At 60.6% G+C, this 22,549-nt stretch carries 18 protein-coding genes; 7 read left to right on the top strand and 11 right to left on the bottom strand.

All coding sequences use genetic code 11. The annotated features are described in order from the left end of the window. Positions 1-32: 32 nt before the first annotated feature. A complete protein-coding gene (locus tag CLV45_RS20805) occupies positions 33-1,508 on the bottom strand; it encodes an energy transducer TonB (protein WP_157807690.1) in 1,476 nt (491 codons plus the stop codon). A 110-nt stretch (positions 1,509-1,618) separates the two neighbouring features. Beyond that, positions 1,619-3,841 carry a S9 family peptidase gene (locus CLV45_RS20800; RefSeq protein ID WP_100338412.1) on the bottom strand — a complete coding sequence of 741 codons (2,223 nt, stop codon included), beginning with the start codon at positions 3,839-3,841 and terminating at the stop codon, positions 1,619-1,621. A gap of 243 nt (positions 3,842-4,084) precedes the next feature. On the opposite strand from CLV45_RS20800, the gene CLV45_RS20795 reads away from it, so the two are divergent. Next, positions 4,085-5,026, top strand: coding sequence for a hypothetical protein (locus tag CLV45_RS20795; protein ID WP_100338411.1), 942 nt, complete (start codon positions 4,085-4,087; stop codon positions 5,024-5,026). 72 nt (positions 5,027-5,098) lie between these two features. Here CLV45_RS20795 and CLV45_RS20790 read toward each other — a convergent pair whose 3' ends face one another. After that, positions 5,099-6,592 (bottom strand): OmpP1/FadL family transporter, encoded by a 1,494-nt coding sequence (locus CLV45_RS20790; RefSeq protein ID WP_100338410.1) that lies wholly within the window; start codon positions 6,590-6,592, stop codon positions 5,099-5,101. A gap of 62 nt (positions 6,593-6,654) precedes the next feature. Further along, a complete protein-coding gene (locus tag CLV45_RS20785; protein WP_157807689.1) occupies positions 6,655-8,061 on the bottom strand; it encodes a hypothetical protein in 1,407 nt (468 codons plus the stop codon). A 196-nt stretch (positions 8,062-8,257) separates the two neighbouring features. On the opposite strand from CLV45_RS20785, the gene proS reads away from it, so the two are divergent. After that, a complete protein-coding gene (proS, locus tag CLV45_RS20780; RefSeq protein WP_100338408.1) occupies positions 8,258-9,733 on the top strand; it encodes a proline--tRNA ligase in 1,476 nt (491 codons plus the stop codon). Positions 9,734-9,836: 103 nt separating this feature from the next. Here proS and CLV45_RS20775 read toward each other — a convergent pair whose 3' ends face one another. From CLV45_RS20775 to CLV45_RS20765, 3 genes are all read right to left on the bottom strand, one after another. Further along, a complete protein-coding gene (locus CLV45_RS20775; RefSeq protein ID WP_100338773.1) occupies positions 9,837-10,079 on the bottom strand; it encodes a hypothetical protein in 243 nt (80 codons plus the stop codon). A gap of 50 nt (positions 10,080-10,129) precedes the next feature. Then, positions 10,130-10,705 carry a DinB family protein gene (locus CLV45_RS20770; RefSeq protein ID WP_100338407.1) on the bottom strand — a complete coding sequence of 192 codons (576 nt, stop codon included), beginning with the start codon at positions 10,703-10,705 and terminating at the stop codon, positions 10,130-10,132. 75 nt (positions 10,706-10,780) lie between these two features. Then, a complete protein-coding gene (locus tag CLV45_RS20765) occupies positions 10,781-11,362 on the bottom strand; it encodes a Crp/Fnr family transcriptional regulator (protein ID WP_100338406.1) in 582 nt (193 codons plus the stop codon). Between the two features lie 112 nt (positions 11,363-11,474). On the opposite strand from CLV45_RS20765, the gene CLV45_RS20760 reads away from it, so the two are divergent. Together CLV45_RS20760 and floA are read left to right on the top strand one after the other, a co-directional pair. Continuing rightward, complete coding sequence (locus tag CLV45_RS20760; RefSeq protein WP_157807688.1) at positions 11,475-11,942, top strand: NfeD family protein; 468 nt, start codon at positions 11,475-11,477, stop codon at positions 11,940-11,942. A 62-nt stretch (positions 11,943-12,004) separates the two neighbouring features. Then, positions 12,005-12,982, top strand: a complete 978-nt coding sequence (gene floA, locus CLV45_RS20755) for a flotillin-like protein FloA (RefSeq protein WP_100338404.1) — start codon at positions 12,005-12,007, stop codon at positions 12,980-12,982. A gap of 260 nt (positions 12,983-13,242) precedes the next feature. Here the strand turns inward: floA and CLV45_RS20750 are convergent, their stop codons facing one another. After that, positions 13,243-15,285, bottom strand: coding sequence for an OmpA family protein (locus CLV45_RS20750; protein WP_100338403.1), 2,043 nt, complete (start codon positions 15,283-15,285; stop codon positions 13,243-13,245). 282 nt (positions 15,286-15,567) lie between these two features. Between CLV45_RS20750 and CLV45_RS20745 the strand changes: the two genes are divergently transcribed. Next, complete coding sequence (locus CLV45_RS20745; RefSeq protein WP_100338402.1) at positions 15,568-17,547, top strand: hypothetical protein; 1,980 nt, start codon at positions 15,568-15,570, stop codon at positions 17,545-17,547. A gap of 81 nt (positions 17,548-17,628) precedes the next feature. Here the strand turns inward: CLV45_RS20745 and CLV45_RS20740 are convergent, their stop codons facing one another. Continuing rightward, a complete protein-coding gene (locus CLV45_RS20740) occupies positions 17,629-18,450 on the bottom strand; it encodes a hypothetical protein (RefSeq protein ID WP_100338401.1) in 822 nt (273 codons plus the stop codon). 136 nt (positions 18,451-18,586) lie between these two features. Between CLV45_RS20740 and CLV45_RS20735 the strand changes: the two genes are divergently transcribed. Together CLV45_RS20735 and chrA are read left to right on the top strand one after the other, a co-directional pair. Continuing rightward, a complete protein-coding gene (locus CLV45_RS20735) occupies positions 18,587-19,564 on the top strand; it encodes an isopenicillin N synthase family dioxygenase (protein WP_100338400.1) in 978 nt (325 codons plus the stop codon). Positions 19,565-19,745: 181 nt separating this feature from the next. Then, complete coding sequence (gene chrA / locus CLV45_RS20730; RefSeq protein ID WP_245882938.1) at positions 19,746-20,993, top strand: chromate efflux transporter; 1,248 nt, start codon at positions 19,746-19,748, stop codon at positions 20,991-20,993. 52 nt (positions 20,994-21,045) lie between these two features. Here the strand turns inward: chrA and CLV45_RS20725 are convergent, their stop codons facing one another. Both CLV45_RS20725 and rfbA read right to left on the bottom strand, forming a co-directional pair. After that, the gene (locus CLV45_RS20725; protein WP_100338399.1) at positions 21,046-21,570 is read right to left on the bottom strand and encodes a class IV adenylate cyclase; all 525 of its coding nucleotides are present in this window, start codon (positions 21,568-21,570) and stop codon (positions 21,046-21,048) included. Positions 21,571-21,670: 100 nt separating this feature from the next. Further along, a complete protein-coding gene (rfbA, locus tag CLV45_RS20720) occupies positions 21,671-22,549 on the bottom strand; it encodes a glucose-1-phosphate thymidylyltransferase RfbA (protein WP_100338398.1) in 879 nt (292 codons plus the stop codon).

Genomic DNA, 22,549 nt, shown 5'->3' with positions numbered 1-22,549 from the left:
TGGGCGGGAAAAAGAGCGTACGAAAGGCCGAGTTACTGAATTTTCTCCAGGGCCCGCTCCAACTCCTCCAAGGTTGTTTCCTGAAACACCAGCGCCTCACTGCTGGCCTGGCCGGCTACGGTGCGGCGCAAAGCCAGGTACGGCGTGCCGTTGCGGTACTGGGTACCGATGAGCAGCACCTTGCGCCCCCCGGGAATACCCTGAAACGCGTAGCCGTCGGCCTGGGGCCGGGCTTCGGCAATGGCCGCGGAGCCTTCCACCACCAGCCGGATGCTGGTGCTAGGCTCCACATCCACGGGCACCGTGAAATCAACGGCCTGCCCCAGGACTATGGGCTTATCGGCGTTGAGCCAGCCCAGCTTACGGCAGGTGTACACGCGCCGGTCCGACTGCTCCTGCACTTCGGCGGCCTCGTCGTCGGTGGCCAACGCTACGGGTGAGGGGCCGGCGGTATCGGCCGAGGCTACGGCGGTTTCGTCGGCGTTGGCCAAGCCTTCGTGGAAGGAAAAGCGGATGGGCAGCATCATTTTCACTTTCACCGCTTGCCCGCCGCTGCGGGCCGGGGTCCAGTGGCCCGAGGTTTGGCGCAGCACCCGCAGCACTTCCTCGTCGCAGCCGCCCCCAATGCCCCGCACGATGCTCGGCGCCTCCACCCGGCCCTGCTCATCGACCATAAACGAGGCGTAAACGATGCCCTCCGTTTTGTTTTCGACGGCTGTTTGGGGGTAGCGCACCAGCTTGTTGATGTCGGCCGGGCCGTTGCCGTAAGTGGGCATCTGGTCGGTAGAGCTGGCTACCGCGGCCGGTGGCGGCAAGTCGGCGGCGGGGCCGGCGGCCACCCAGCGCAGGGGCTGCTGCCCGCGGCCACCCTGCCCGTAAAACAGCTTCAGCTCTTTGCGGCGCGAAGCCGGGCCGGGCATTTCGAGCTGAAACGCCTGCCCGGGCGCCAGCCGGAGCTGCTGCCCATTGGCCGAGGCCCGCACCAGCACAATGCCGCCCGATTCGAGCAGTTCCCCGTCGGGCGTTAACGTCGTCAGGTTCGAGAGCAGCATGTCGGCCACGCTGTAGCACTCTTTCATTTCCACCCACACGGGGTTGGTGGCCGTGCGGTTGCTGTTATCCACCAGGGACCCGGCCGGAATCCGGACCACGGTGCCTTCGCGCCCGTGCACTTCGGCCGGCTGGGTGGGGTCAATCTTGAAATACTCACTTGCCTTGAGGGTAAGGTCGTGGAGGCGGGCTTCCGAGGGCGGCAGCGCAGCCGTGTCGGGCCCGTGCAGCACGCCGCGCCGGTACACCACCAGCGGGGCCGAACGGGAAGTGCGGCGGCCCAGGTGGTGCCACGAGCGGCTATTGACGGCGCCGGTAGCCGGGGAGTCGGGCAAGGAATCGGCCAGGGCGGGGGCGGCTTCAACCGGCCGGGAAGCTTCCGACTGGACCGGCTTTTCGCGCTGGCAGGCCGCGGCGGTGAACAGGAACAGGATATAAAAAAGTAGACGGCGTTTCATTCGGAGCATGCGCATAAAGACCACTCTACGCGAAACTATCCGAAGGAAACGCCGCCTGGCAGCATTTTCTTATGCTAAAACTGAGGGTAGCGGTGCGCAGCACCGGCTAGTTACAGGTTTTTTAGCACGAAATCAGTCATTTGCCGATATAAGTGCAGCCGGGTGTTGCCCCCGTAAATACCGTGGTTGCGGTTGGGGTAGTATAACGACTGGAAATCCTTGTTGGCTTTTACCATGGCGTCGACCCAGGCCGTGGAGTTCTGGAAGTGCACGTTGTCGTCGCCGGTGCCGTGCACGAGCAGGTACTTGCCCTTGAGCTGCTGGGCAAACTGCACGGGCGAGTTGTCGTCGTAGCCGCCGGGGTTTTCCTGGGGCGTTTTGAGGAACCGCTCGGTGTAGACCGTATCGTAGTAGCGCCAGTTGGTCACGGGCGCCACCGAAATGGCCATCTTAAACAGGTCGGCGTTTTTGGTCATGGCCAGGGCCGTCATGTAGCCCCCGAAGCTCCAGCCCCAGATGCCGATGCGGGCCTTGTCCACGTAGGGCAACGTGCCCAGGTACTTGGCGCTTTCGCCCTGGTCGATGGTTTCCAGTTTGCCCAGGTTGGCGTAGGTGCTTTTCTTGAACTCGGCACCCCGGGCGCCCGTGCCGCGGTTATCCACCGACACGATGATGTAGCCCTGCTCGGCCAGCAGCTGGTGCCAGAGGTAGTTGGTCAGGGCAATGCCGCCGCCCACGTCGTCTTTCACGGTTTGGGAGCCAGGGCCGCCGTACACGTACATCAGCACCGGGTACTTCTTGGTGGCGTCGAAGTTGGTGGGCTTCAGCATCGAGCCGTTGAGCGTTACACCTTCCGAGGTTTTGAAGCTGATAAACTCCATTTTGCTCAGGTTATACTGGCTCATCGTCTGGCGCAGCTTGGCGTTGTCTTCCAGCACTTTCACCAGCTTGCCGTCCTTGCCGTTGCGCAAACTCACCGTGGTGGGCTCCCCGGCGGCCGAGAAGTAGTTGAGGAAATACTTGCAGTCGGGGCTCAGGTTCACGGTGTTGTTGCCGTGGGCGGCTTCACTCAGCCGGGTTTTGCCGCTGCCCTTCAGGCTGATACGGTAGAGCTGCCGCTGCAAGGGCGAAACCTCGGTGCTGCTGTAGTACACGATGCCTTTGTCCTCGTCGAAACCGTCGATGCTGGTGATTTCCCAGTTGCCCTTGGTGAGCTGGCGCACCAGCTTGCCCTTCATGTCATAGAGGTAGAGGTGGCGGTAGCCGTCCTTTTCGCTGCTAAACAGGAACTGCTTGCCATCTTCGAGGTAGCGCAAATCGTCGTTGACTTCCACGTAGGCCTTATCCTCGTCGGTCAGGATTACCTGGGTTTTGCCGGTGCCCGCGTCGGCGTGCAGGATTTCGAGCTTGTTCTGCAAGCGGTTCAACCGCCGGATGCTGAGCAGGTTGGGCGTTTCGGTCCAGATGATGCGCGGAATGTACTGGTTGGGCTCGGGGCCCACATCCATCTTGGTGGTGCGGCCGGCGGCCACGTCGTGCACCGAAATGCTGACGACCGAGTTTTTCTCGCCGGCCTTGGGGTACTTGTAGCGGTAGTCCTGCGGGTAGAGCTCCCCCCACACCTGCATGTTATACTCCGGTACCTGGCTTTCGTCGAAGGTGTAAAAGGCCAGCTGCCGCGAGTCGGGCGACCAGAAGAAAGCCTGGGCAAACTCGAATTCCTCTTCGTAGACCCAGTCGGTCGAGCCGTTGATGATTTTGTTCTGCACGCCGTCGGTGGTCACGGCTTTTTCCTGCATCGTGGCCAGGTCGGTCACAAACAGGTTATTGTCGCGCACGAAAGCCACGCGTTTGCCGTCGGGCGAGAAGGTGGCGTAGCCCTGCTTGCCGCCGGCGCTCAGGGGCACGAGCTGCTTGCTGGCCCGGTCGTACACGAAAAAGGTGGCCCGGGAGCTGCGGCGGTAAATGGGCTCTTCGGCCGTCCAGAACAGGATTTTCTTCTCGTCGGAGTTAAACGAGTAGCCTTCTACCGGCAGCGGCTGGCTGCTGCCGGGCAGCTTCAAATCCTGGCCCGCCACGAGGGTTTGCACGGCTTTGCCAGTCGTCACGTCGTGCTGCACCAGGTCCCCATTGTCGAGCGAGGAATAGTAGCGGCCGTCCCGCATCCAGTTGAAGCCCGGCACCGAGCGAGCCTGAAACGTACCCTTCGACCAGATGTCTTCGAGGGTGATATTCTGTTTTTGCTGGGCCAGGGCCACCGGGGCCGAAGCAGGCAACACGACTGGGCTGACCGCCGAGAGGAAGAAAGCCAGTCCGAGAAAGCGAAAATTCATAGAAACAAGTAAAGTGAGCGGCCGAAAGGATGTCCGGCAAGTTACGCACGAAAAGACGGCTCTAAAGTCAACGTTACCGGGCCGGGGTTGCGCCGTCGGAGCCCTCAAACCAGGAATAGCGGCCCTCGCCGGGTTCTTTTTAATGACCGGGCATGAATCCGGCGCCGGGCGCGTTATAGGAACCTGGTTTCTTTGCCGGGCTTCCGGACCAACTTAGTCGCCCACTTCCGACCTTTGCGCCCTATGCGTCTTCGCTTTCCCCTTTCTGCTGCGGTAGCGGCCGGCCTGCTGGCCAGCGCCTGCGCCCCCGACTCGGACACCGGCCCCAACCCCTATGTCAATCTGGTGGGCAGTTCCCGCTACGTCAGCGCCAGCCGCTTGGCTACCACCGCCGGCGACACGCTCACCAGTAAGCTCTATGCCGAAGCAACCGGTAGCACGAAGCTGAAGCGGCTACTTATTACGGTGGGGTACTCTCCCCGTAAAAATCCCATTACCTACCCGGCCACGGGCTATAATCCGAACAACTTCGCCGAGCCGGACCTGGTTTACCTCGACTCTACGCTGAGTGAGAGGGATGCGCTGGCCTACCAGTTCACCTTTAATACCCGCACCACTTCGGGTAGTGAACAATGGAATTTTGCAGTATTCGACACGCAGCAGCACAGCTCCAGCCGCGGCTTCCGCCTCACCCTGCGCAACAGCGACTCAGCCCTGGTGTACCACCGCTACACGGTGCACCTGCAGCAAGCCCGCAACACGACCAGCCGCAGTTGTTTGGCCTTGCCGTCGGGATTGGCGCTGCCGGGCTTCACGGTGCGCACCAACCCCGCCGCCCAACAGCTCGTTGACCTGATCTGCGTGCCTACCGCCACCGGCAAGCCCAGCCTAGCCACATTAGCCGACAAAGCTTTCAAGCGGGATTCCACCAAGTGGCTCAATCCGCGTATTACGCAGTTGCGCCGCGTGCCGGCCGACCAGAATACCTTCAGCTCGGCCGTCACGGCGCAGAACTTTACGGACCTCTACAGCCAGGGCGAGACAATAACGAACACGGGGCCCCTGCTCAAGAATCAACTATTTGCCTTTATCACGGCCGACGGCAAGTACGGGCTGCTGACGGTGGTTGAAATTCGCTCCTTGCCTGTTCCAACCCTGGATTTGCAAGTCCGCATTGCCAAATAAGCTGAGTAGGCCACAAAAAAGACGCCCTGGTTTCGACCAGGGCGTCTTTTTTGTGGCCTACTCAGGCGGCTATTAGAAAGTCCAGCCGGCCGTGAGAGTGGTGGTATACCGGCTGCCATCTATACCAACTACCGGCGTGTCAGTTTCCAGCACGTAGGGGCTATAGAAGCGCTTATTGGTGCTGTATACCCCGGCCACGTCTATAAAGAAGTTGTTCTGGCGCAACCCGGCCCCGAGCGTGAAGTAGTTCTGAGTCCGGTCAAAAGAGTTTTCCTTGTATGGGTCGCCATAACGGGCGTAGCCGGCACGCAAACGAAAAATATCCGCCCGTAACTCCCCGCCAACCCGCAAGTTTACCGTCGAGTGGTAGAGCTGGCGCACATCATCGTTGGTAGGCCCAAAATCGTAGCTGTTATTGACGGCTGGGTCACTGTTGTCATTGCTAAGCCGAGCACTGCTGTAATTCACGTACTCCACATCCCCGCTGATAAAGCCGTGCTTGCCAATAATGGCCGCTACCCCACCCGAGGCCCGGAACGGCGTCGTCAGGGCATAGTCAAAAGCTCCGGGGTCAATAGATTCGCTGCTGGAGCTAATCGTTTTGCCGCCAACCTGAATTGGTTGGTCATAGGCAGCATCCATCTTGGCCCCGTAGGTTTCGGATAGCTGCATGTACGTCGGGGTCTGAATGGAAGCCCCCACGCGCAGTACATCACTGGCCCGGTAAATGGCTCCCACGCGGGCATTAATGCCCGAGCCGCGAGTATCCAAAGTCTCCCGGTACGTCAGGGAGCTAAAGGCGGCCCCTTCGGTTCCGGCCGGATACGTATTGGGGTCAATAGCCTTCAGCGTGCTGGTCGAGCTGAAACGCGTGCTTACCAAACCGATGGCGCCGCCAATGTAGAGCCGGTCTTTATAGCTAGCGCCGTAGCCAAAGTCGAACTGGGTTTGCGAGCCGGTGGTCAGTACCGTTTCTTCCTGCGTCAGCTTGCCGCGGGAGAGGCTGTAGTCGGAGGGCACGTAAATGCCCTTGGAATCCTCTTCCGTGAGGTAGGTCTTGTATGCCAGATCGTCCAGATCCTGCCGTCGATCCGTGCTCAGTCGCTGGAAGATATCCTGCCCCCGGCTAGGGTTGCCCCGGTACCGGAAGCTCTGGTTAAAGTCGTTAATACGCGTCAGGCCCAGGGCAAACGTGCCACTACGCCAGGGATTGGAGTCACTATCCGGGCGGCGGTTTACAAAGGCGGCCCCTAGGCTACCGATGTGCAAGCTGTTGCGAGCGTCGGTAGTCGTAGTTCCAAAGGCTGTACTTTCCGTATTGCCAAGCCCTAAGCCGGGCGAAAAGCTGAATTCCGAACGCTGATACATCCCCAATCCCGCGGGGTTAGTAGCTAGGCTGCTCAGATCAGCTCCCACGGCCACGTTTGCGCCCCCGATGCCGAGGGTGCGGGCAGTACCCCCAAACTGAGTCTGGGAAAACCGGAGCGCATCCACTTCATATTGGGCAAAGGCGTAGCTAGCCTGACCTAAAAAGGCCACGGCAAGTAAATATTTCAGGTTTTTCATAGGATGGGAAAGAAAGGTGGCCGGCCAGGGGCCGGCCACAATAAGATTTCCGAGTAGCTAACTTATTCGCCGCGGCCACGGCCGCCGCCACCGCTGCTGCGGCCACCACCGCCACCACTGCTGCCACCGCCCATAGACGGAGCAGGAGTAGTGCTGCGCGAGGGTTCGTACGAACGGCTGGGAGCCTCATACGTCCGCTGCGGAGCTTCGTAGGTACGGGTCGGCTGTTGCGCTGGGGCCTCGTAGGTCCGCTGCCGACGAGCTGGTTGCTCCGCTTGCTGCCCACCGTTGTTCTGACCGTTGCTTTGGTCGCCGCTATACGCTTCCCGGCTGCGGCTGCGGCGCTGCTCCGAGTAATTGGGGTACGTTGGGTTCGTGGCGGGCTGTCCATCAGCATTACCGGTATTTTCCACTGTCCGCCAGCGGCGACCGGCGTTTTCGGTGGTGCGGGGCTGCTCGGCGCCTTCGCGGCTGCGGGTTTGAACCCGAGTCCCGTTTTCGTCGGTGAAGACGGCCGTGTTGTTGCGGCGCTGCACCTGCTCGCTGCCGTCACGGCTGCGGCCGGTATTTACGTCATTGGCCCGAACATCCGAGGATGAGGACACGCCCCCGGTTGGGTTGTCGGTGCTCCGCTCCCGCCCCCGGCCGTTCCAGCTGGAGCTGGTGCCGGCACCAGAGCCAGTCGTATTTATTCCGCCTTCCGAGTTGGCTACGCCCCCCTCACGGGTGCGGCCCCGGCCCGGGCTAACACCCGTCGCGGCACGGCCATCGGTAGTAGCTTCCTGACTACGACCCGTGCGGGGGCCATAGTGCACGTTCCGGCTGCTGCCAACTGTGCCGCCGTAGTAATTGCCGTAGCCGCTATACAAGCCGTTGCGGTAGCCATCGTAGTAACCACGGCCGTAGCCATAGCCACCATACCCGTAGCCCCAGGGGCTGTAGTAGGGCCGACCAAAGCCGATGTTGATAATTACAGCCGTATTACCGTAGCCATACGGGCTGTAGAAGGGGTCATAATACGAGCCGTAGTAGCCCGGGCCCCAACCGTAGGGCGAGTAACCGCCCCCGTAGTAGGAGTAGGCGCTGCCGCCATACCAGAACGGGTCGGAGTAGAATGGGTCGTAGTAGCCGTAGCTGAAGCTACGGTAAGCCGGCTGGTGAAACCGCCGAATCCGGGCCGAGTAGCTATAATCGTCGTCGTAATACTCCGAGCCGCCGCTTTTCGAGGACGAGGAATTGCCGGAGCTGGCGTAGTCCGGATTAGTTTCCGCATCGGTAGCCGAGCTGCCGCCGGAAGTATTATCCTGCGCCGAGGCCGTCGAGCCAACGGGCTCATTGTAGATAGTGCGGTCCTTGGAGGAATAATAAACCCCGTCGCTCTCCGTAGAGGTGAGAGCCGAGGTGCTTGCGCAGCCACCCAGCGCGAGCAGGGCCATGGCGGGCAAAACAGTGTTAAGGATTGATTTCATGGCTGCTGACGCTGAAAAGTGGACCTTGCAAGGAACAGATTAGAGAAACCCCAAATTGGTTGCCTGACTTATAAGAGACCGGCGCGGTGAGCTCCGGTTTAATAACGTAATTTGGCGCCGAAACGGTGCCCTTTCCCTAGGACAAATCTTATACCAGATTTGGGAACTATTTCGCTTACCCAAAGATACCTCGAATATGAGTAAAAGTTTGCCAAAGCGTAGTGAAGATTATTCACTGTGGTACAATGAGTTGGTAAAGCGCGCGGGCTTGGCCGAAAACTCGGCCGTGCGGGGCTGTATGGTCATCAAACCCTATGGTTACGCCATCTGGGAGAAAATGCAGCGCCAGCTCGACGATATGTTCAAGCGCACGGGCCACCAGAATGCCTATTTTCCGCTGTTTGTACCCAAAAGCTTGTTTGAGGCTGAGGAGAAAAACGCGGAGGGCTTTGCCAAAGAGTGCGCCGTAGTAACGCACTACCGCCTGCAGAACGACCCCGACAAGCCCGGCAAGCTCCGCGTGGACCCCAACGCCAAGCTGGAAGAAGAGCTTATTGTGCGCCCAACCTCGGAAGCTATTATCTGGAGCACTTACAAAAACTGGATTCAGAGCTACCGCGACTTGCCGCTGCTGATCAACCAGTGGGCCAACGTGGTGCGCTGGGAAATGCGGACCCGCTTGTTTTTGCGCACGGCCGAGTTTTTGTGGCAGGAAGGCCACACGGCCCATGCCACCGCCGAGGAAGCCGTAGCCGAAACCCGGCAGATGCTGGAAGTGTACGCCCAGTTTGCCGAGGAATGGATGGCGCTGCCGGTGGTGAAAGGCGTGAAAACCGAGAACGAGCGGTTTGCCGGCGCCCTCGATACGTACTGCATCGAAGGCTTGATGCAGGACGGCAAAGCGCTGCAGGCCGGGACTTCGCACTTCCTGGGCCAGAACTTCGCCAAAGCTTTTGATGTGCAGTTTACCAACAAGGAGGGCCAGCTGGAACACGTATGGGGCACTTCGTGGGGCGTAAGCACCCGCCTGATGGGCGCCCTGATCATGAGCCACTCCGACGACGAAGGCCTGGTGCTGCCGCCCAAGCTGGCCCCGATTCAGGTGGTTATCGTGCCGATTTACAAAACCGGCCAGCTGGAAGAACTCGCCGAGCGGATCCGGCCCATGCAGCTGGGCTTGGCCGAGCGCGGCATCAGCGTGAAGTTCGACGACCGGGATACCGAGCGGCCGGGCTTCAAGTTTGCCGAGTGGGAGCTCAAAGGCGTGCCGGTCCGCATTGCGGTGGGCATGCGCGACCTGGAAAACGGCACCGTGGAAGTGGCCCGCCGCGACACGAAGGAAAAGATGAACCTGCCGCTGGCCGACATCGTGAACAGCGTAGACCAGCTGCTGACCGACATCCAGACCAACATCTACCAGCGCGCCCTGCACTTCCGCGAAACGCACACGACCCGCGTAGATACCTACGAGGAGTTTAAGCAGGCCCTGGAAGGCGAAGGCGGTTTCGTGGTGGCCCACTGGGACGGCACTTCCGAAACCGAGGAGCGCATCAAGGAGGAAACCAAGGCGACGATTCGCTGCATTGCCCTGAGCGAGCCCGAGGAGGAAGGTACCTGCATCCTGACGGGCAAGCCCAGCAGCCGGCGCGTGTACTTCGCCCGGGCGTACTAGGCTCTGGATTAGTCAGACTCCAGGGAGAAATTTCCGCGTTGGTATTCACAAAAAAGGCCCGCTACCAAATTGGCAGCGGGCCTTTTCTGTGCGCTATACAAGTTTACTGAGCAGCTTGAATGGCCTGGGTCAGCTCTTCATCCGAAAGATTTTCCAGCCAGTCCAGCTCAAGCTCCAGGCGTATGGTTTGGGCCCCGCCGCTGGGCGTACACACCACCGGCACACCGCCGTCTTCGGTTTGGCTGAGGGTAGCGGCTTTATCGGCAGCATCGCCGTCCTGGGCGGAATAGGCCTGCACGCAGGTCCACTGGGTATTATCGGGGGTAGTTACTTCGCGTTGTTTCATCATAGGCGGGCATACGCAAAACCGGCCCTTGCGTACGAGCCCCCGGCGGCCTATACCACTAGTACGGCCTCTTGGCCACGAGCCTGGGCAGTCTGCGCCGCGCGCAGGGCCTGCTGCACGTGGCGCTGCTCATGGGCAACTACAAACTGCAGCGCTTCGCCGAGCCGCAGCTTTAGCAGCCGGAAAAACTCGACGCGCACGGCTTTGCGGTTCAGGTTGGCAGTGCGGGCGGCAGCCAGCAGCTGCAAGAGCTGCTGCTGGTGCCGCAGAAACTCTTCCACAACTTCAGCCGTGAGCTGGCTGCCGGCGGGGTTCATGTGCTTGACGGTTTTCTGCAGCTTGTGGTTTTCGGGCTTCACCGTGTCGTACGACTTGCGGCCCAGCCAGCTGAACCCGACTTCGTGCGGCGCTCCGGCCGGCGCACTTTGCAGGGCCCGGGCCAGCTCGGGGTTGTAGAAGCGGCTGTAGCGGTTCAGGTGCTCCAGGCACTCGAGCACGCTCCAGGCGGTGGGCGTCGGCTTGTAGTTGAGCTCCTGACTGGGCAACGGGCGCAGCTGCCCGTCCACGGTGGCTGAAAGCGCCTGAACCTGGGTTTCGAGCTGGGCAATAAAGGCGGTGGAAAGCATGACGAAAGACGTTTGGGTTTGCTGCTGGCAAAGGTGGGCCCCGGCACCCCGCCAAACCTTGACGGGAATCAAGACTTAGCGTAGCCGGCTCAGGGTTTCGGGCGTCATGCGCAGGTAGGAAGCAATGTACTTTTTGGGCACCAGCTGAAAAATGTGCGGGCTTCGCTGCAGCAGCCGCTCCAGGCGCTGCTCGGGCGCGGGCAGCAGCAAGTCGATTTCCCGCTCGATACGGCCCACCAGCACCCGCTCCAACTCCAGCCGCCAAAACCGGGCAAACGCCGCATTCTGCTCCACAAAGGCGCTGAAGTCGGCGCGGGAAATGGCCAGCAGCTCACACTTCTTCAGGGCCTGCAGGCAGTAGTCGGAGGGCTGATTGGCCACAAACGAGGGAAATGAGCACACCATATTGTTGGCGTAGCCAAACCCGACGCAGATTTCCTCGTCCTGGCTCGGGTAGTAGATGCGCAGCACACCGCTCACCACGAAGTACAGGTTGTGCTCGACCTGCCCGGCCTGAATCAGAAAATCGTGGCGGCGCAGCGTGACGGGGCGTTTCCAGAGGGCCACAAACTCCGCTACTTCGGCCGCCGGCAGATACGGCACCCGCTCGAGCAGGGCCGTTAGCATTGATACGCCGGAAGAAAGCTCAGCAGCCATGCGCGGAGGGGCAATAAGTTTGGAAGCCGAAAATAGCAACTCCACCCGAGCTGTCCTCACCGCCGCCCGGCGCTTTCTGCGTATATTTCAGGTAACCTCTACTGCCCTGCTCATGGACTGGATTACCATTTCCCTGCTCTTGCTTTTCGGCCTGCTGTTTCTGCTGGCCGAAGTCCTGTTTATTCCCGGCACCACGCTGGTTGGCCTGGTCGGCTTTGCCCTGCTGGTCACGGGCATCTGGCTGGGCTACCGCGACTTGGGCAGCACCGGCGGCCACCTCACGCTGGTGACGGCGGCAGTGCTGGCGGGCGTGGTGCTCTACCTCGGGCTGCGGCCCAAAAACCTGCACCGCTTCGCCCTCACCGACGTTAACAACACGAGTGTGCGCGACGCCCGCCGGCCCGACGTGGAACCCGGCACCGTGGGCCGCACCCTGTCGGCGCTGCGCCCGGCCGGCACCGCCCTCTTCGACGATGAGCAGCGGCGCGAAGTCGTGACCCGGGGCGAATTTCTGGCGGCCGGCACGCCCGTGCGGGTGCTGGGCATCGAGCAAAACCGCATTGTGGTAGAGCAGGCGTAGCGGCTACCGCCGAAAACCACGGAAAAACTCGTAACTCGGAGCCGGTCTTAGCCTCCCTTGGTATGAACGTGCCCTTCGCCCCCTTTATCATTGCCGCCATTGCGCTGCTGGTTTTCCTCTACTTTTTCCCCATCAGCCTCTGGATTACGGCTATTTTCTCCGGCGTCCGGGTCAGCCTGTTTCAGCTGGTGCTGATGCGGGTGCGCAAAGTCTCGCCCACGCTCATCGTCAACTCGCTGATTACGGCCACCAAGGCGGGCCTGCACATCACCAGCAATGAGCTGGAAACCCACTACCTGGCCGGCGGCAACGTGCCCAACGTCATCAAGGCCCTGATTTCGGCCGACAAGGCCAATATTCCGCTCGACTTCAAGCAGGCCACCGCCATTGACCTGGCCGGCCGCAACGTGTTTGAGGCCGTCACGACGTCGGTTAATCCCAAAGTCATCAACACGCCCAACGTGGCGGCCGTGTCGCAGGACGGCATCCAGCTCATCGTCATTGCCCGCGTTACGGTGCGGGCCAACATCACCCAGCTCGTGGGCGGGGCCGGTGAAGAAACCATCCTGGCCCGGGTCGGGGAAGGTATCGTGACTAGCATTGGCTCGTCGGTGTCGCACAAGGAGGTGCTCGAAAACCCTGACAAAATTTCCAAGCTCGTGCTCAGCAAGGGCCTCGACGCCGGCACGGCCTTCGAGATTCTGTCCATTGACATTGCCGACATCGACATCGGGGAAAACATCGGGGCCAAGCTGCAGATTGACCAAGCCACGGCCGACTTGAAAGTGGCCGAGGCCAAAGCCGAGGAGCGCCGCGCCATGGCCGTGGCCGTGGAGCAGGAAAACCGCGCTAAAACCCAGGAAGCCAAGGCCTCGGTGGTCCAGGCCGAAGCCGAGATACCCAAAGCCATTGCCGACGCCTTCCGCTCCGGCAACCTGGGCGTGATGGACTACTACAAAATGCGCAACGTGCAGGCCGACACCGACATGCGCGACTCCATTGCCAACCCCGGCGGCCCCACCAGCAACACGAAAAGCTGATTGTTAAGGTGCTAATGCTTGGTTAATGTGAGGAATGTGTCCTTGCGAGCAACGCGAAGCCATCCGGCCGCTGAAATGCGCTGCGTCCTCTAATGTGAAAAGCCCCTGACTACACGCAGTAGTCAGGGGCTTTCTGGTAAAAAGACAGTTTATGCTGCGCAGAGGAAGGATGACTTCGTTCCTCGCAAGGACACGAGGCCTTCATTCTCACATTCCCCACATTAGCACATCAGCACACTATGAATTAGCACATTACCCCGCTATTTCTTGGTGATTCGGAATTCTACCCGGCGGTTGAGCTTGCGGGTTTCTTCCTGCTCGTTGCTGGCAATGGGCTTTTTGTCGCCAAAGCCTTCGGTGGTGATGCGGTGGCCGCTGATGCCCTTCGATACCAGGTACTTCTTCACCTCGTTCACCCGGTCCAGGCTGAGCTTGAGATTCAGCGCCGGGTCGCCTTGGTTGTCGGTGTGGCCTTCGAGCTTGATTTCTACCGTGGGATAATCCTTCAGGATGCGCACCAAGCGTAGCAGCTCGGGGTAAGAATTGTCGCGCAGGTAGTATTTACTCTGGGCAAAGAAGATGTTGTTCAGCTTGATGGTCGAGCCCACGGCGAAGGGCACTAGAAACAGGTCGTGGGTGACTTCGGAGTAGTTCTGCCGGTCTGTCACGTCCAGGTTGTCGCTTTCGGCCAGGTAGTTTTCGGCTTCGGCGCGGTAGCCGTAGTGGGCGCCCGAGGGCAGCACAATGGTGTAGGAGCCATCCACGGGGCTGGTTTCGGCCACGCCGATTTCTTCCCCGGTCAGCAGGTTTTCGTACTTAATGGTCGCCGTCACGGGCTTTTTGGTGGCCGCGTCCAGCACCCGGCCGCGCACCAGCGTCACCACTTCGGGCTTGAACTGCGGGGTCAGGTTGATCCGGAAAATGTCGCGCGAGCCACCCAGGCCGTTGCGCGACGATACCAGGTAAGCATCCTCGCCGGCCGCCGACAGCGTGAAGTAGCCGTCGAAGTCGGGGGAGTTGATGTTGGGGCCCAGGTTGCGCGGCTTCGACCAGTTGGTCCAGCTGTCATCCAGGCGCTTAGAGGAGAAAATGTCGCTCTTGCCGTAGCCGCCCAGGCCTTCGGAGGCGAAGTACAGGGTTTTGCCGTCGGCGGCCAGGAAGGGCGCAAACTCGGCCTTCTTGGTGTTGATGGTGCCGCCCAGGTTTTTGGGTCGGGTCCAGGTGCGGCCGTCTTCCTTCTTGAAGCTCACGTAGATGTCCTGCTCCCCTTTGCCGTCCTTGCGCTGCACGGCCATCAGCAGAAACTTACCCGAGGTGCTCAGGAAATAGTCGACGTTTTCCTCGTCGTCGTTGTAGAAATCCTCAATTTCAATCTTGACTGGCATACCCCAGCCCGTCTTGGTGCGGCGCGAAATGCTGGCGCCCTTTGGGTCGAGCGTCCCATCGGGGTTGTACACGTTGATCAGCAGCGCCGTATTGCCATCCGACGATACCGAAGCCAGACCGTTGGGGCCGGGCGTGTTGATGGGCCCGCCGATGTTCTTGGCCTGGTTCCAGGTTTTCTTGGCGGCGTTGGCCAGGGTGCTGTACCACACGTCCTGCACGTCGTTGGCCCCGCCCACGTTCTGCGGGCTTTCCTGGCGGGCAAAGAACAGCGTTTTGCCGTCGGGAGCAATAACGGGGTGAGTGTCTACGTATTTGGAGTTGACGTTAGTACCCAGGTTGACCATGGCCGAGTCGAACTTGACGCCTTCAGCCTGGGCAACGAATTCCTTCTTGACCATGGTTTCGGCCACGTCGGCAATGCCGATGGCGTCAATCTGGTTGACTCCTTCCACAGCCTTCGTGTTCATCGACACCACCACGCCCACGGTGCGGTACGTGGCGGCCGGAAACGTGACGCTCAACGACCGAAACGGCTCGGCCAGCGGGCCGGGGCTTTTGTTTTCGTATACCTGGTGCCGGGTGCCGCGGGTGTCGACCAGCTCGATTTTGGTGATGGAGCCCGGATTGAAGTTTTCCACGACCGTCACTTGCTTGGCAATGATGGATTTGCCGTAGCGCACCTCAATAAATTCGTTGGCTCCTTCCTTTTTTGGAATCCAGGCGTCGTTGTTGATCTGGCCCAAAGGCTGGGCATTGGGCTCCCCCAGCACTTTATCGGGCGAAAAGGCCTCTTTCCCCTCTGCTTTCTGGGATGATACTTCTACTACTTTCGCCGCCCAAATAGCCCGCTGCGCTTGTGCCCAGCTGCCCACACCAACAATTAACCCGAGGGAAAGAACAAGTTTTCGAACAATCATAAGCTTAGATGGCAAAACGGAGGCCTGCGGGAGCTTGCGGACCTGTCGGGGCGACAGTTCCGAACACTCAAGACGTCCTGAACAGCACGCAGGTTTCGTAGCACATGCCCGGTGAGCCAAAAATACGCACTCCGATACTTATAAAGTTCGATTATTTGTCTAAAACCTAGATTTAGGCGATGGTTGCAGTCCGTTCTTCGATTAGCTAACTTACGCCTTGCGGTTCCTCCCGGCCGTGTCCTTGCCATGCATTGCCGTCGAGCTTACTTGTCTGCTGCCTGTTTGCTCCTGTTTTGGCTGGCCGGCGCGCTGGCCCCGTCTGCGGCGGCCCAGGCGGTAGCTCCCGAAACCACGGCGGCCGGTTCCGACTCGCTGTTGCTGCTTTCCTTCCGCACCCGGCGCGTGGGCATCAGCACCTATTCCCAGCAAACCGACCTGCGCGGCCGGGCCCGCCTCACCCCCCGGCAGCAGCTGGACTACCGCCTGCTCAGCGACTGGATTTATGACGAGCGGGGGGAGCCGCCCTTCGTGCGCGAAGACTACGGCGCCAACTTGCTGCATACTGTGGCCCTGAACCCGCGCTGGCAGGTGGGCCAGCTGCTGCACTACGAGCAAAGCCGCACCAATGCCACCCGCACCGGGGCCTGGCTGGCCCGCCTGGGCTACGAGCACCGCTTGCGCCTGGCCCAGGTGCTCGATACGCTTTCGACGGCGCGCTACGTGCTCTTTGGCGGCGGAGCCTACGACGCCCGCAATGGCCGCCGCGACGCGGGCCCTTCCTACGGCCTGGAAGTTACGACCCTGATTTATCCTAGCCGCCAGGCCCGGCAGCCGGTGGCCGTGCGCCTGTTTGGGACCCGCTCCCAACTGGGCCCGCGCATCTGGCAGCGCACCCTGGCCGAAGGCTACTACGAACGGACGCTCGACGAATATTCCAGCGGCTCCCTGCGCCTGGGCTACCGCTCTAACCGGGCCGAGGATTACGTGCCCGGCAATGTGCAGCGCATTCAGAGCGACACGATTTCAACCCAGCTCAGCTGGCTCTACCAGCTCGGCGACAAGGTCTCGTTCCGCTCCGACAACCTGCTGGCGCTACCCCGCCGGGCGTTTGGTTACCGCCAGCTCAGCGCCGAGTCGGACACGGTGCAGAACCTGGGCTACCGCCAGCAGGAACTCGACACCCGCCAGGAAGTACGGGTACAGGGCAAAAAGCTGCAGTTTATGCTCCTGTTCAACTACCGGGAACGGAACCGCAACTATTCCCTCGACAACAACCGCAATCTGTCGGAGAGCCGCTTTAGAGCTGCCACCGAGCGGGAGCAGATCAAGGATATTTCCGAAAAAACCACGCTCTGGCAATCCGAGCTGACCTGGCTGCCGGTGGCCCGCCACTCGCTCACGCTGCTGGGCTCGGCTCAACTGCTGCGCGTGGATACGCCCAGCAAGGACAACACCCAGGACCGCGACGAAGCCCAGCACAGTCTGCGCCTGGTATGGGTGGGCCGCTGGGCCGGGGCGTTCCGGACTTCGCTGGCGGCTGGGGCCGAGTACCGGCAGTTCGTCTTTATCCGGGCCGCCCTGAGCGCCGAGAATTATACCGACCGGCTGCTGCACTGGGAACCGTCGTTTACCTGGGCCCCGGGCCACTTCACGCTCAAATCGACCTACCACCTCTGGGTGAGCTACCAGGTGCGCGACCGGCTGAGCGAGCAGCTGAAAAACCGGGCCAGCCGGGTCCTGGAGCAGCAGCAGCACCTGGGCTACCAGTTTACGCCCCGCCTGCTGGCATCCCTGGACTACGTGCGCCGCGAAAACCGCATTGGCTTGCTCAACTGGCCCGAGTTCAAGGAAAGCCCCCTGGACACGACCATCACCCACGACTTGGCCGCCGGCCTGCGCCACAGCTGGAGCGGCGTGCGGGGCGCGAGCAGCCTGCGCCTGGGTTACCGGTTTTTGGAGCAGCGCACCCACGGCCGGGCGGCCCTCATCGGGCCCAGCGCCACCACGCTCATCTTCTTGCGCAGCCTTACTCGCCAGCAGGGCCCCGACGTGGCCTACGAGCGCCGCACCACCACGGGCTTCACGCTGGTAGCCAGCCTGTGGCTGCAGCAGCTGCGCACGTTTTACCGCTACTCCGAGGGCCAGGGTACCTACGTGGGCACCAGCTACACGCCCGAGGACTTGCAGCGCGAAACCAAAAACCTCTACCCCTACTTCGAAGTGGCCCTCAACTGGCGCCTGCGCGGCCTGCGCCGCAGCTGAGCGTTTAGAAGATTGCTGGCAACAAAAAGCCCGTCGGCGCGGGGCCGACGGGCTTTGTATTATCCCGGAGTAGCTCGGGCATTAGGGCTGCAGCGTAAAGTTGCGCGTAACCGAGTTGAACGGGCCGGGAATCAGGTTGCCGCTGGCGTCCACTAACTCCAGCTTGATGGTGTTCTGGCCGGCGGGCAGACCTTCCATCATGTAGGGAGCCCACTGGTCGAGCATAAACTCGGTGCCGTTGATGGTGGCGCGCACCTTATTGCCTTCCGGCGACAACGTCGTGTTTACCAGGTAGAAGTCCAGCATTACCTTGGCCGCATCCTTGCCGGAATAGGTATCCTTGGGGCGGCTGTAGAACAGGTGGGGAGCTTTCAGGTCGGCATTCAGGGGCGTGGCCGCGGCGTTGCCGACCGTAATAACGCGCAGATCGTAGGCGCCGCGGTGCTTGAGACTTTCGTGGTAGGAGCGCGACAGGAACGAGAGGACCACGTGCTGGCCGTCGGCAATGGGCTTGGTGAATTCGGTGGTGTAGTGGGCCGTGTAAGGCTCATTATCCACGATATTGTGAATGTGCTGGCCTTTTTCCGAGTTGGCCATTTCTTCCGAATGCATTCCCCCCGTCATCTTGGTGAGCTGGAAGTTGGTGATGTCGTAGTCGAACGACACGCTGCCGCTGGGCACCGTGGAGCCCGTCACCGGCGACTTGAGTTGCAGCTGCGCTTCGGGATTCTTGGGCGAGTCGTTAAACGGTGTCAAACGGATACCGTTTTTCTCCATGGAAGCCATGTTGGTCACGCGTTCCGACGTAGCCTGAGTACCCGACTCCTGTGTTTGTTTGGCCGTGTCGCAGGCGGCCAGACCAAGCAGCATGGCGCTGCTCATTAGTAAAGCAGATGCTTTCATGAGGGAAATGGTGGAAAGAGTAAAAAGACCACCGGACCGCTCGTCCGGCCGCGCCCCGACACCGGGACGACGAATGATTTTTTAAGTACCTTGCGCAATACGTAAGGTTTGCTCAAAAGTATATTGATTTTCCGCTATGGAAGAAAAATTGTTGGAAGAAATTCCCTCCCTCGACTTGGCCGATTTCCGTTCCGGTGACCCGGAGCGTAAGGCCCGCTTCGTACAACAGCTCGGCGAAGCGTATCAGAACATCGGTTTTGTGGCCCTGAAAAACCACGGCCTGACCGACGAACAAACGGCAGCCCTTTACAATGACGTAAAGGCCTTCTTCGCGTTGCCCGACGACGCCAAGCAGCGCTACGAAAACCCCGAACTGGCCGGACAGCGCGGCTATATCAGCAAAGGCAAGGAGCACGCCAAGGGCCGCAACACCGGCGACCTGAAGGAGTTTTTCCACGTGGGCCAGGAGGTTGACGATGCCACTGACCCCATCGGCAAAGAGTACCCGGCCAACATCTGGCCCGCCGAAATTCCCTCCTTCCAGCAGAGCACGTTCACGACCTACCGCACCCTGGAAGCGGCCGGCAAGGACGTGCTGCGCGCCATTGCCCTGTACCTGAACTTGCCCGAAAATTATTTCGACGACAAGGTCCGCAACGGTAACAGCATCCTGCGCCCGATCCACTACTTCCCCATCGAAAACCCCGAGGAAGTGCCCGCCGACGCCGTCCGCGCCGCCGAGCACGGCGACATCAACCTGATTACCTTGCTCATGGGCGCCTCCGCCGATGGCCTGCAGGTGAAGCGCCGCGACGGGAAGTGGATTCCAATTACGGCCCTGCCCGACCAGATTGTGGTGAACGTGGGCGACATGCTGCAGCGCCTGACCAACGGCGTGCTCAAGAGCACCATTCACCGCGTGGTAAATCCGCCCCGCGAGAAAATGAACTCCTCGCGCTTCTCGGTGCCTTTCTTTATGCACCCCCGCTCGGAAATGAGCCTGGCGGCCCTGGAAAGCTGCGTAACCCCCGAAAACCCCAAGAAGGAAGCCGACATTACCGCCGGCGAATTCCTCAACGAACGGCTGATTGAGCTGGGTCTCAAGAAAAAATAAGTAGTAGCAGATTGGTAGCGGCCGGTTGTTGAAAGTGAGCTTTCTGGAATTTCCAGGTTGTCCTTTCAGCAGCCGGCCGCTTTCTTGCTGATCAACAACGGTTTGACGCGTATTTCCCAAGCCCCACCATTGCTTTTACCCCGGCTTTGCGCGTCCTTGCCAGACCACTAAGTACCACGTTTTGGAAACGGAAGAAATTCAGCTCGCACCGCCACCCCGGGGTACTCGCGGGGCCCGCACGAAGCGGGTACGAGGAATTATTTTCCTGAAAGACGTGGCCGCCCTGGGCCTTACCGCCTTTGGCGGCCCCCAGGCCCACATGGCCATGATGCTGCGCTTGCTGGTAGATAAACGCCGCTACCTGACGGCCGCCGAGCTGCTGGAACTCACCGCCCTGTGCCAGATCCTGCCCGGCCCCACCTCGACCCAAACCATTACGGCCATCGGCTACCGCCTGGGCGGGCCCAACTTGGCTTACCTCACGGTGCTGGTCTGGATGCTGCCCGCCGTGGCCCTGATGACCCTGGCCGGCCTCACCATTTCTTACCTCGACAAAGACCAGGTGGCCCACTTGGTGCAGTACATCCAGCCCATTGCGGTAGGGTTTGTGGCGTACTCGGCCTACAAGATTTCGGAGAAGGTCATCCATACCAAAACCTCGGTGGCCCTGATGGTGGCCGCCTCCATGCTGGCCTACCGGTTTCAGCTGCCCTCGGTGCTGCCGCTGCTGCTTATTGCGGGCGGCGTGATTACCACCTTCCGCTACCGCAAAATGCCGGTGCTGGAGAAGAAGCAGCCCCTCAACATTGAATGGGCCAATTTCGCGCTCTGGCTGGCCGTGCTGGTGGGTGCAGCCATACTGGGCCACTACACCCGTTCCGACCAGCGGATGCTGCCCGTGCGGCTCTTTGAGAACTTCTACCGCAACGGCAGCCTGGTATTTGGCGGCGGGCAGGTGCTGGCGCCCCTGCTCTACGCCGAGTTCGTGGAGTTCAAGCACTACCTCACCACCCAGGAGTTTCTCTCCGGGCTAGGACTGGTGCAGGCCATGCCGGGGCCGAATTTCTCATTTGCCTCCTACATTGGGGCCCTGGCCATGCGGCAGGTCGGCGGCGGCATCGGCAGTCAGATTCTGGGCGCGGTAGTGGCCGCGGCGGGTATCTTCATGCCAGGCACCCTGCTCATCTTCTTCCTCATCCGGTTCTGGGACCAGCTCAAGCAATATCGGGTGGTCAAGGCCTCGCTGGAGGGCATCAACGCCGTGTCGGCCGGGCTGGTGTGCGCCGCTACATTTCTGCTCTACCACCCCCTGCCCGATACGCCCGTGAATCTGGCCCTGGTAGCGGCTACGTTTCTGGTCCTGCTCTGGGACAAATTTCCCTCCTACGTCATTGTGCTGGCCGGCTTGGCAGCGGGCATTATCTTTTAGTTATTAGTTGTCCGTTGTTAGAAGCAGCCGACAGCAGCTGAATATCTGACAACTAACAACCACTTTTGAAATAGCCCGTGGGCAACAGGTCCGCGACGGTAATTTCCAGGCTGCGTAGCACCTCGTGGCAGCGGGCTTCCAGTTCCGGGGCCGGCCGCGTATTAGAGTGGTCAAACACTTCAATTTCCAGAAATTCGGCTCCTTCAGCCATGGTATCGAGGTGGATTTTGACGTTGCCCAGGCGGTAAATCCGCCGGCGTTTCTCCACCACCCCGATGACTTGGTGAGCCGCATACAGCGCCGCAATCTGCTGGGCTGAAGGGTTCAGGTCGTACACGTAGACCACAGTTTTTTCGGCAGCCTTATCCACCCGCCGCTCGTAGTGCGTCACCAGGTTTTCAATCGTGCCCTGCCGGAGCTTGAGCTTGCCTTGGCCGACGCGAAAATACGTGTCGCGCTGCTCGTCTAGGCCGATGTAGGTGAACCCGAGGGCCAGTAGCTGCCGCTCCACCCGGGCCCGGTCAGACAGGCGCGCTTTGAGCGTGAAATCCTGATAGGTCATGGGCTGCAGGGGCACGGCGGGCTAAGGTTTGGGAGTGAGAACTTCCGGAAAGATAAAAAGGCCTCCGCTACGAATAGCAGAGGCCTTTTCGACACTCAGGCGCAATACGCGCAGCTTACTTCTCCAGCAACAACGACTCGGGCAAGCCCATCAGGTAGTCGCCGTAGCCGCTCTTGCGCAGGGGCTCGGCAATGGCGCGCAACTCGTCGCCAGTTATAAAACCCTGACGGTAAGCAATTTCCTCGATGGAGCCCACCTTCAGGCCCTGGCGCTGCTCAATAACGCGCACAAACTCGCCGGCCTGCATCAAGGACTCAAACGTGCCGGTATCGAGCCAGGCGGTGCCGCGGCCCAGAATACCCACTTTCAGCTTGCCGCGGCGCAGGTACTCCTGGTTGACGTCGGTAATTTCGTACTCCCCGCGGGACGAGGGCTTCAGGTCCCGGGCAATCTGAATTACCTCGTTGTCGTAGAAATACAGACCGGGCACGGCGTAGTTGCTCTTGGGCTGCTTGGGCTTCTCCTCGATGCTGAGGGCTTTTTTGTTTTCGTCGAACTCCACCACGCCGTAGCGCTCGGGGTCGTGCACGTGGTAGGCATACACCACGCCGCCGTCGGGGCTGTTGTTGCTCTTGAGCAGTTCCTCCAGGCCTTCGCCGTGGAAGATGTTGTCGCCGAGGACCAGGGCTACTTTGTCGTCACCGATGAAGTCGGCGCCGATTACGAAGGCCTGAGCCAGGCCGTTGGGCACTTCCTGCACCGCGTACTGGAAGTTACAGCCCAGCTTCTGCCCGTCGCCCAAGAGGCGCTTGAATTGCTCCTGGTCGTGGGGCGTGGTGATGATCAGGATTTCGCGGATGCCCGCCATCATCAGAATCGACAGCGGATAGTAAATCATCGGCTTGTCGTACACCGGCATGAGCTGCTTGCTGACGGCCAGCGTGAGCGGGTGCAAGCGGGTACCGGAGCCGCCGGCCAGGATAATACCTTTCAT

This window comes from Hymenobacter chitinivorans DSM 11115, from assembly GCF_002797555.1.
Lineage (GTDB): Bacteria > Bacteroidota > Bacteroidia > Cytophagales > Hymenobacteraceae > Hymenobacter > Hymenobacter chitinivorans.
Note: the sequence above shows the minus strand (reverse complement) of the source record. Positions and strands in the feature narration are given on the sequence as shown.

Excerpts from the sequence above, each read along its gene's own strand:
- CLV45_RS20805 (WP_157807690.1), bottom strand. The coding sequence starts at position 1,508 with ATGAAACGCCGTCTACTTTTTTATATCCTGTTCCTGTTCACCGCCGCG.
- CLV45_RS20800 (WP_100338412.1), bottom strand. The coding sequence starts at position 3,841 with ATGAATTTTCGCTTTCTCGGACTGGCTTTCTTCCTCTCGGCGGTCAGC.
- CLV45_RS20795 (WP_100338411.1), top strand. The coding sequence starts at position 4,085 with ATGCGTCTTCGCTTTCCCCTTTCTGCTGCGGTAGCGGCCGGCCTGCTG.
- CLV45_RS20790 (WP_100338410.1), bottom strand. The coding sequence starts at position 6,592 with ATGAAAAACCTGAAATATTTACTTGCCGTGGCCTTTTTAGGTCAGGCT.
- CLV45_RS20785 (WP_157807689.1), bottom strand. The coding sequence starts at position 8,061 with ATGAAATCAATCCTTAACACTGTTTTGCCCGCCATGGCCCTGCTCGCG.
- proS (WP_100338408.1), top strand. The coding sequence starts at position 8,258 with ATGAGTAAAAGTTTGCCAAAGCGTAGTGAAGATTATTCACTGTGGTAC.
- CLV45_RS20775 (WP_100338773.1), bottom strand. The coding sequence starts at position 10,079 with ATGAAACAACGCGAAGTAACTACCCCCGATAATACCCAGTGGACCTGC.
- CLV45_RS20770 (WP_100338407.1), bottom strand. The coding sequence starts at position 10,705 with ATGCTTTCCACCGCCTTTATTGCCCAGCTCGAAACCCAGGTTCAGGCG.
- CLV45_RS20765 (WP_100338406.1), bottom strand. The coding sequence starts at position 11,362 with ATGGCTGCTGAGCTTTCTTCCGGCGTATCAATGCTAACGGCCCTGCTC.
- CLV45_RS20760 (WP_157807688.1), top strand. The coding sequence starts at position 11,475 with ATGGACTGGATTACCATTTCCCTGCTCTTGCTTTTCGGCCTGCTGTTT.
- floA (WP_100338404.1), top strand. The coding sequence starts at position 12,005 with ATGAACGTGCCCTTCGCCCCCTTTATCATTGCCGCCATTGCGCTGCTG.
- CLV45_RS20750 (WP_100338403.1), bottom strand. The coding sequence starts at position 15,285 with ATGATTGTTCGAAAACTTGTTCTTTCCCTCGGGTTAATTGTTGGTGTG.
- CLV45_RS20740 (WP_100338401.1), bottom strand. The coding sequence starts at position 18,450 with ATGAAAGCATCTGCTTTACTAATGAGCAGCGCCATGCTGCTTGGTCTG.
- CLV45_RS20735 (WP_100338400.1), top strand. The coding sequence starts at position 18,587 with ATGGAAGAAAAATTGTTGGAAGAAATTCCCTCCCTCGACTTGGCCGAT.
- rfbA (WP_100338398.1), bottom strand. The coding sequence starts at position 22,549 with ATGAAAGGTATTATCCTGGCCGGCGGCTCCGGTACCCGCTTGCACCCG.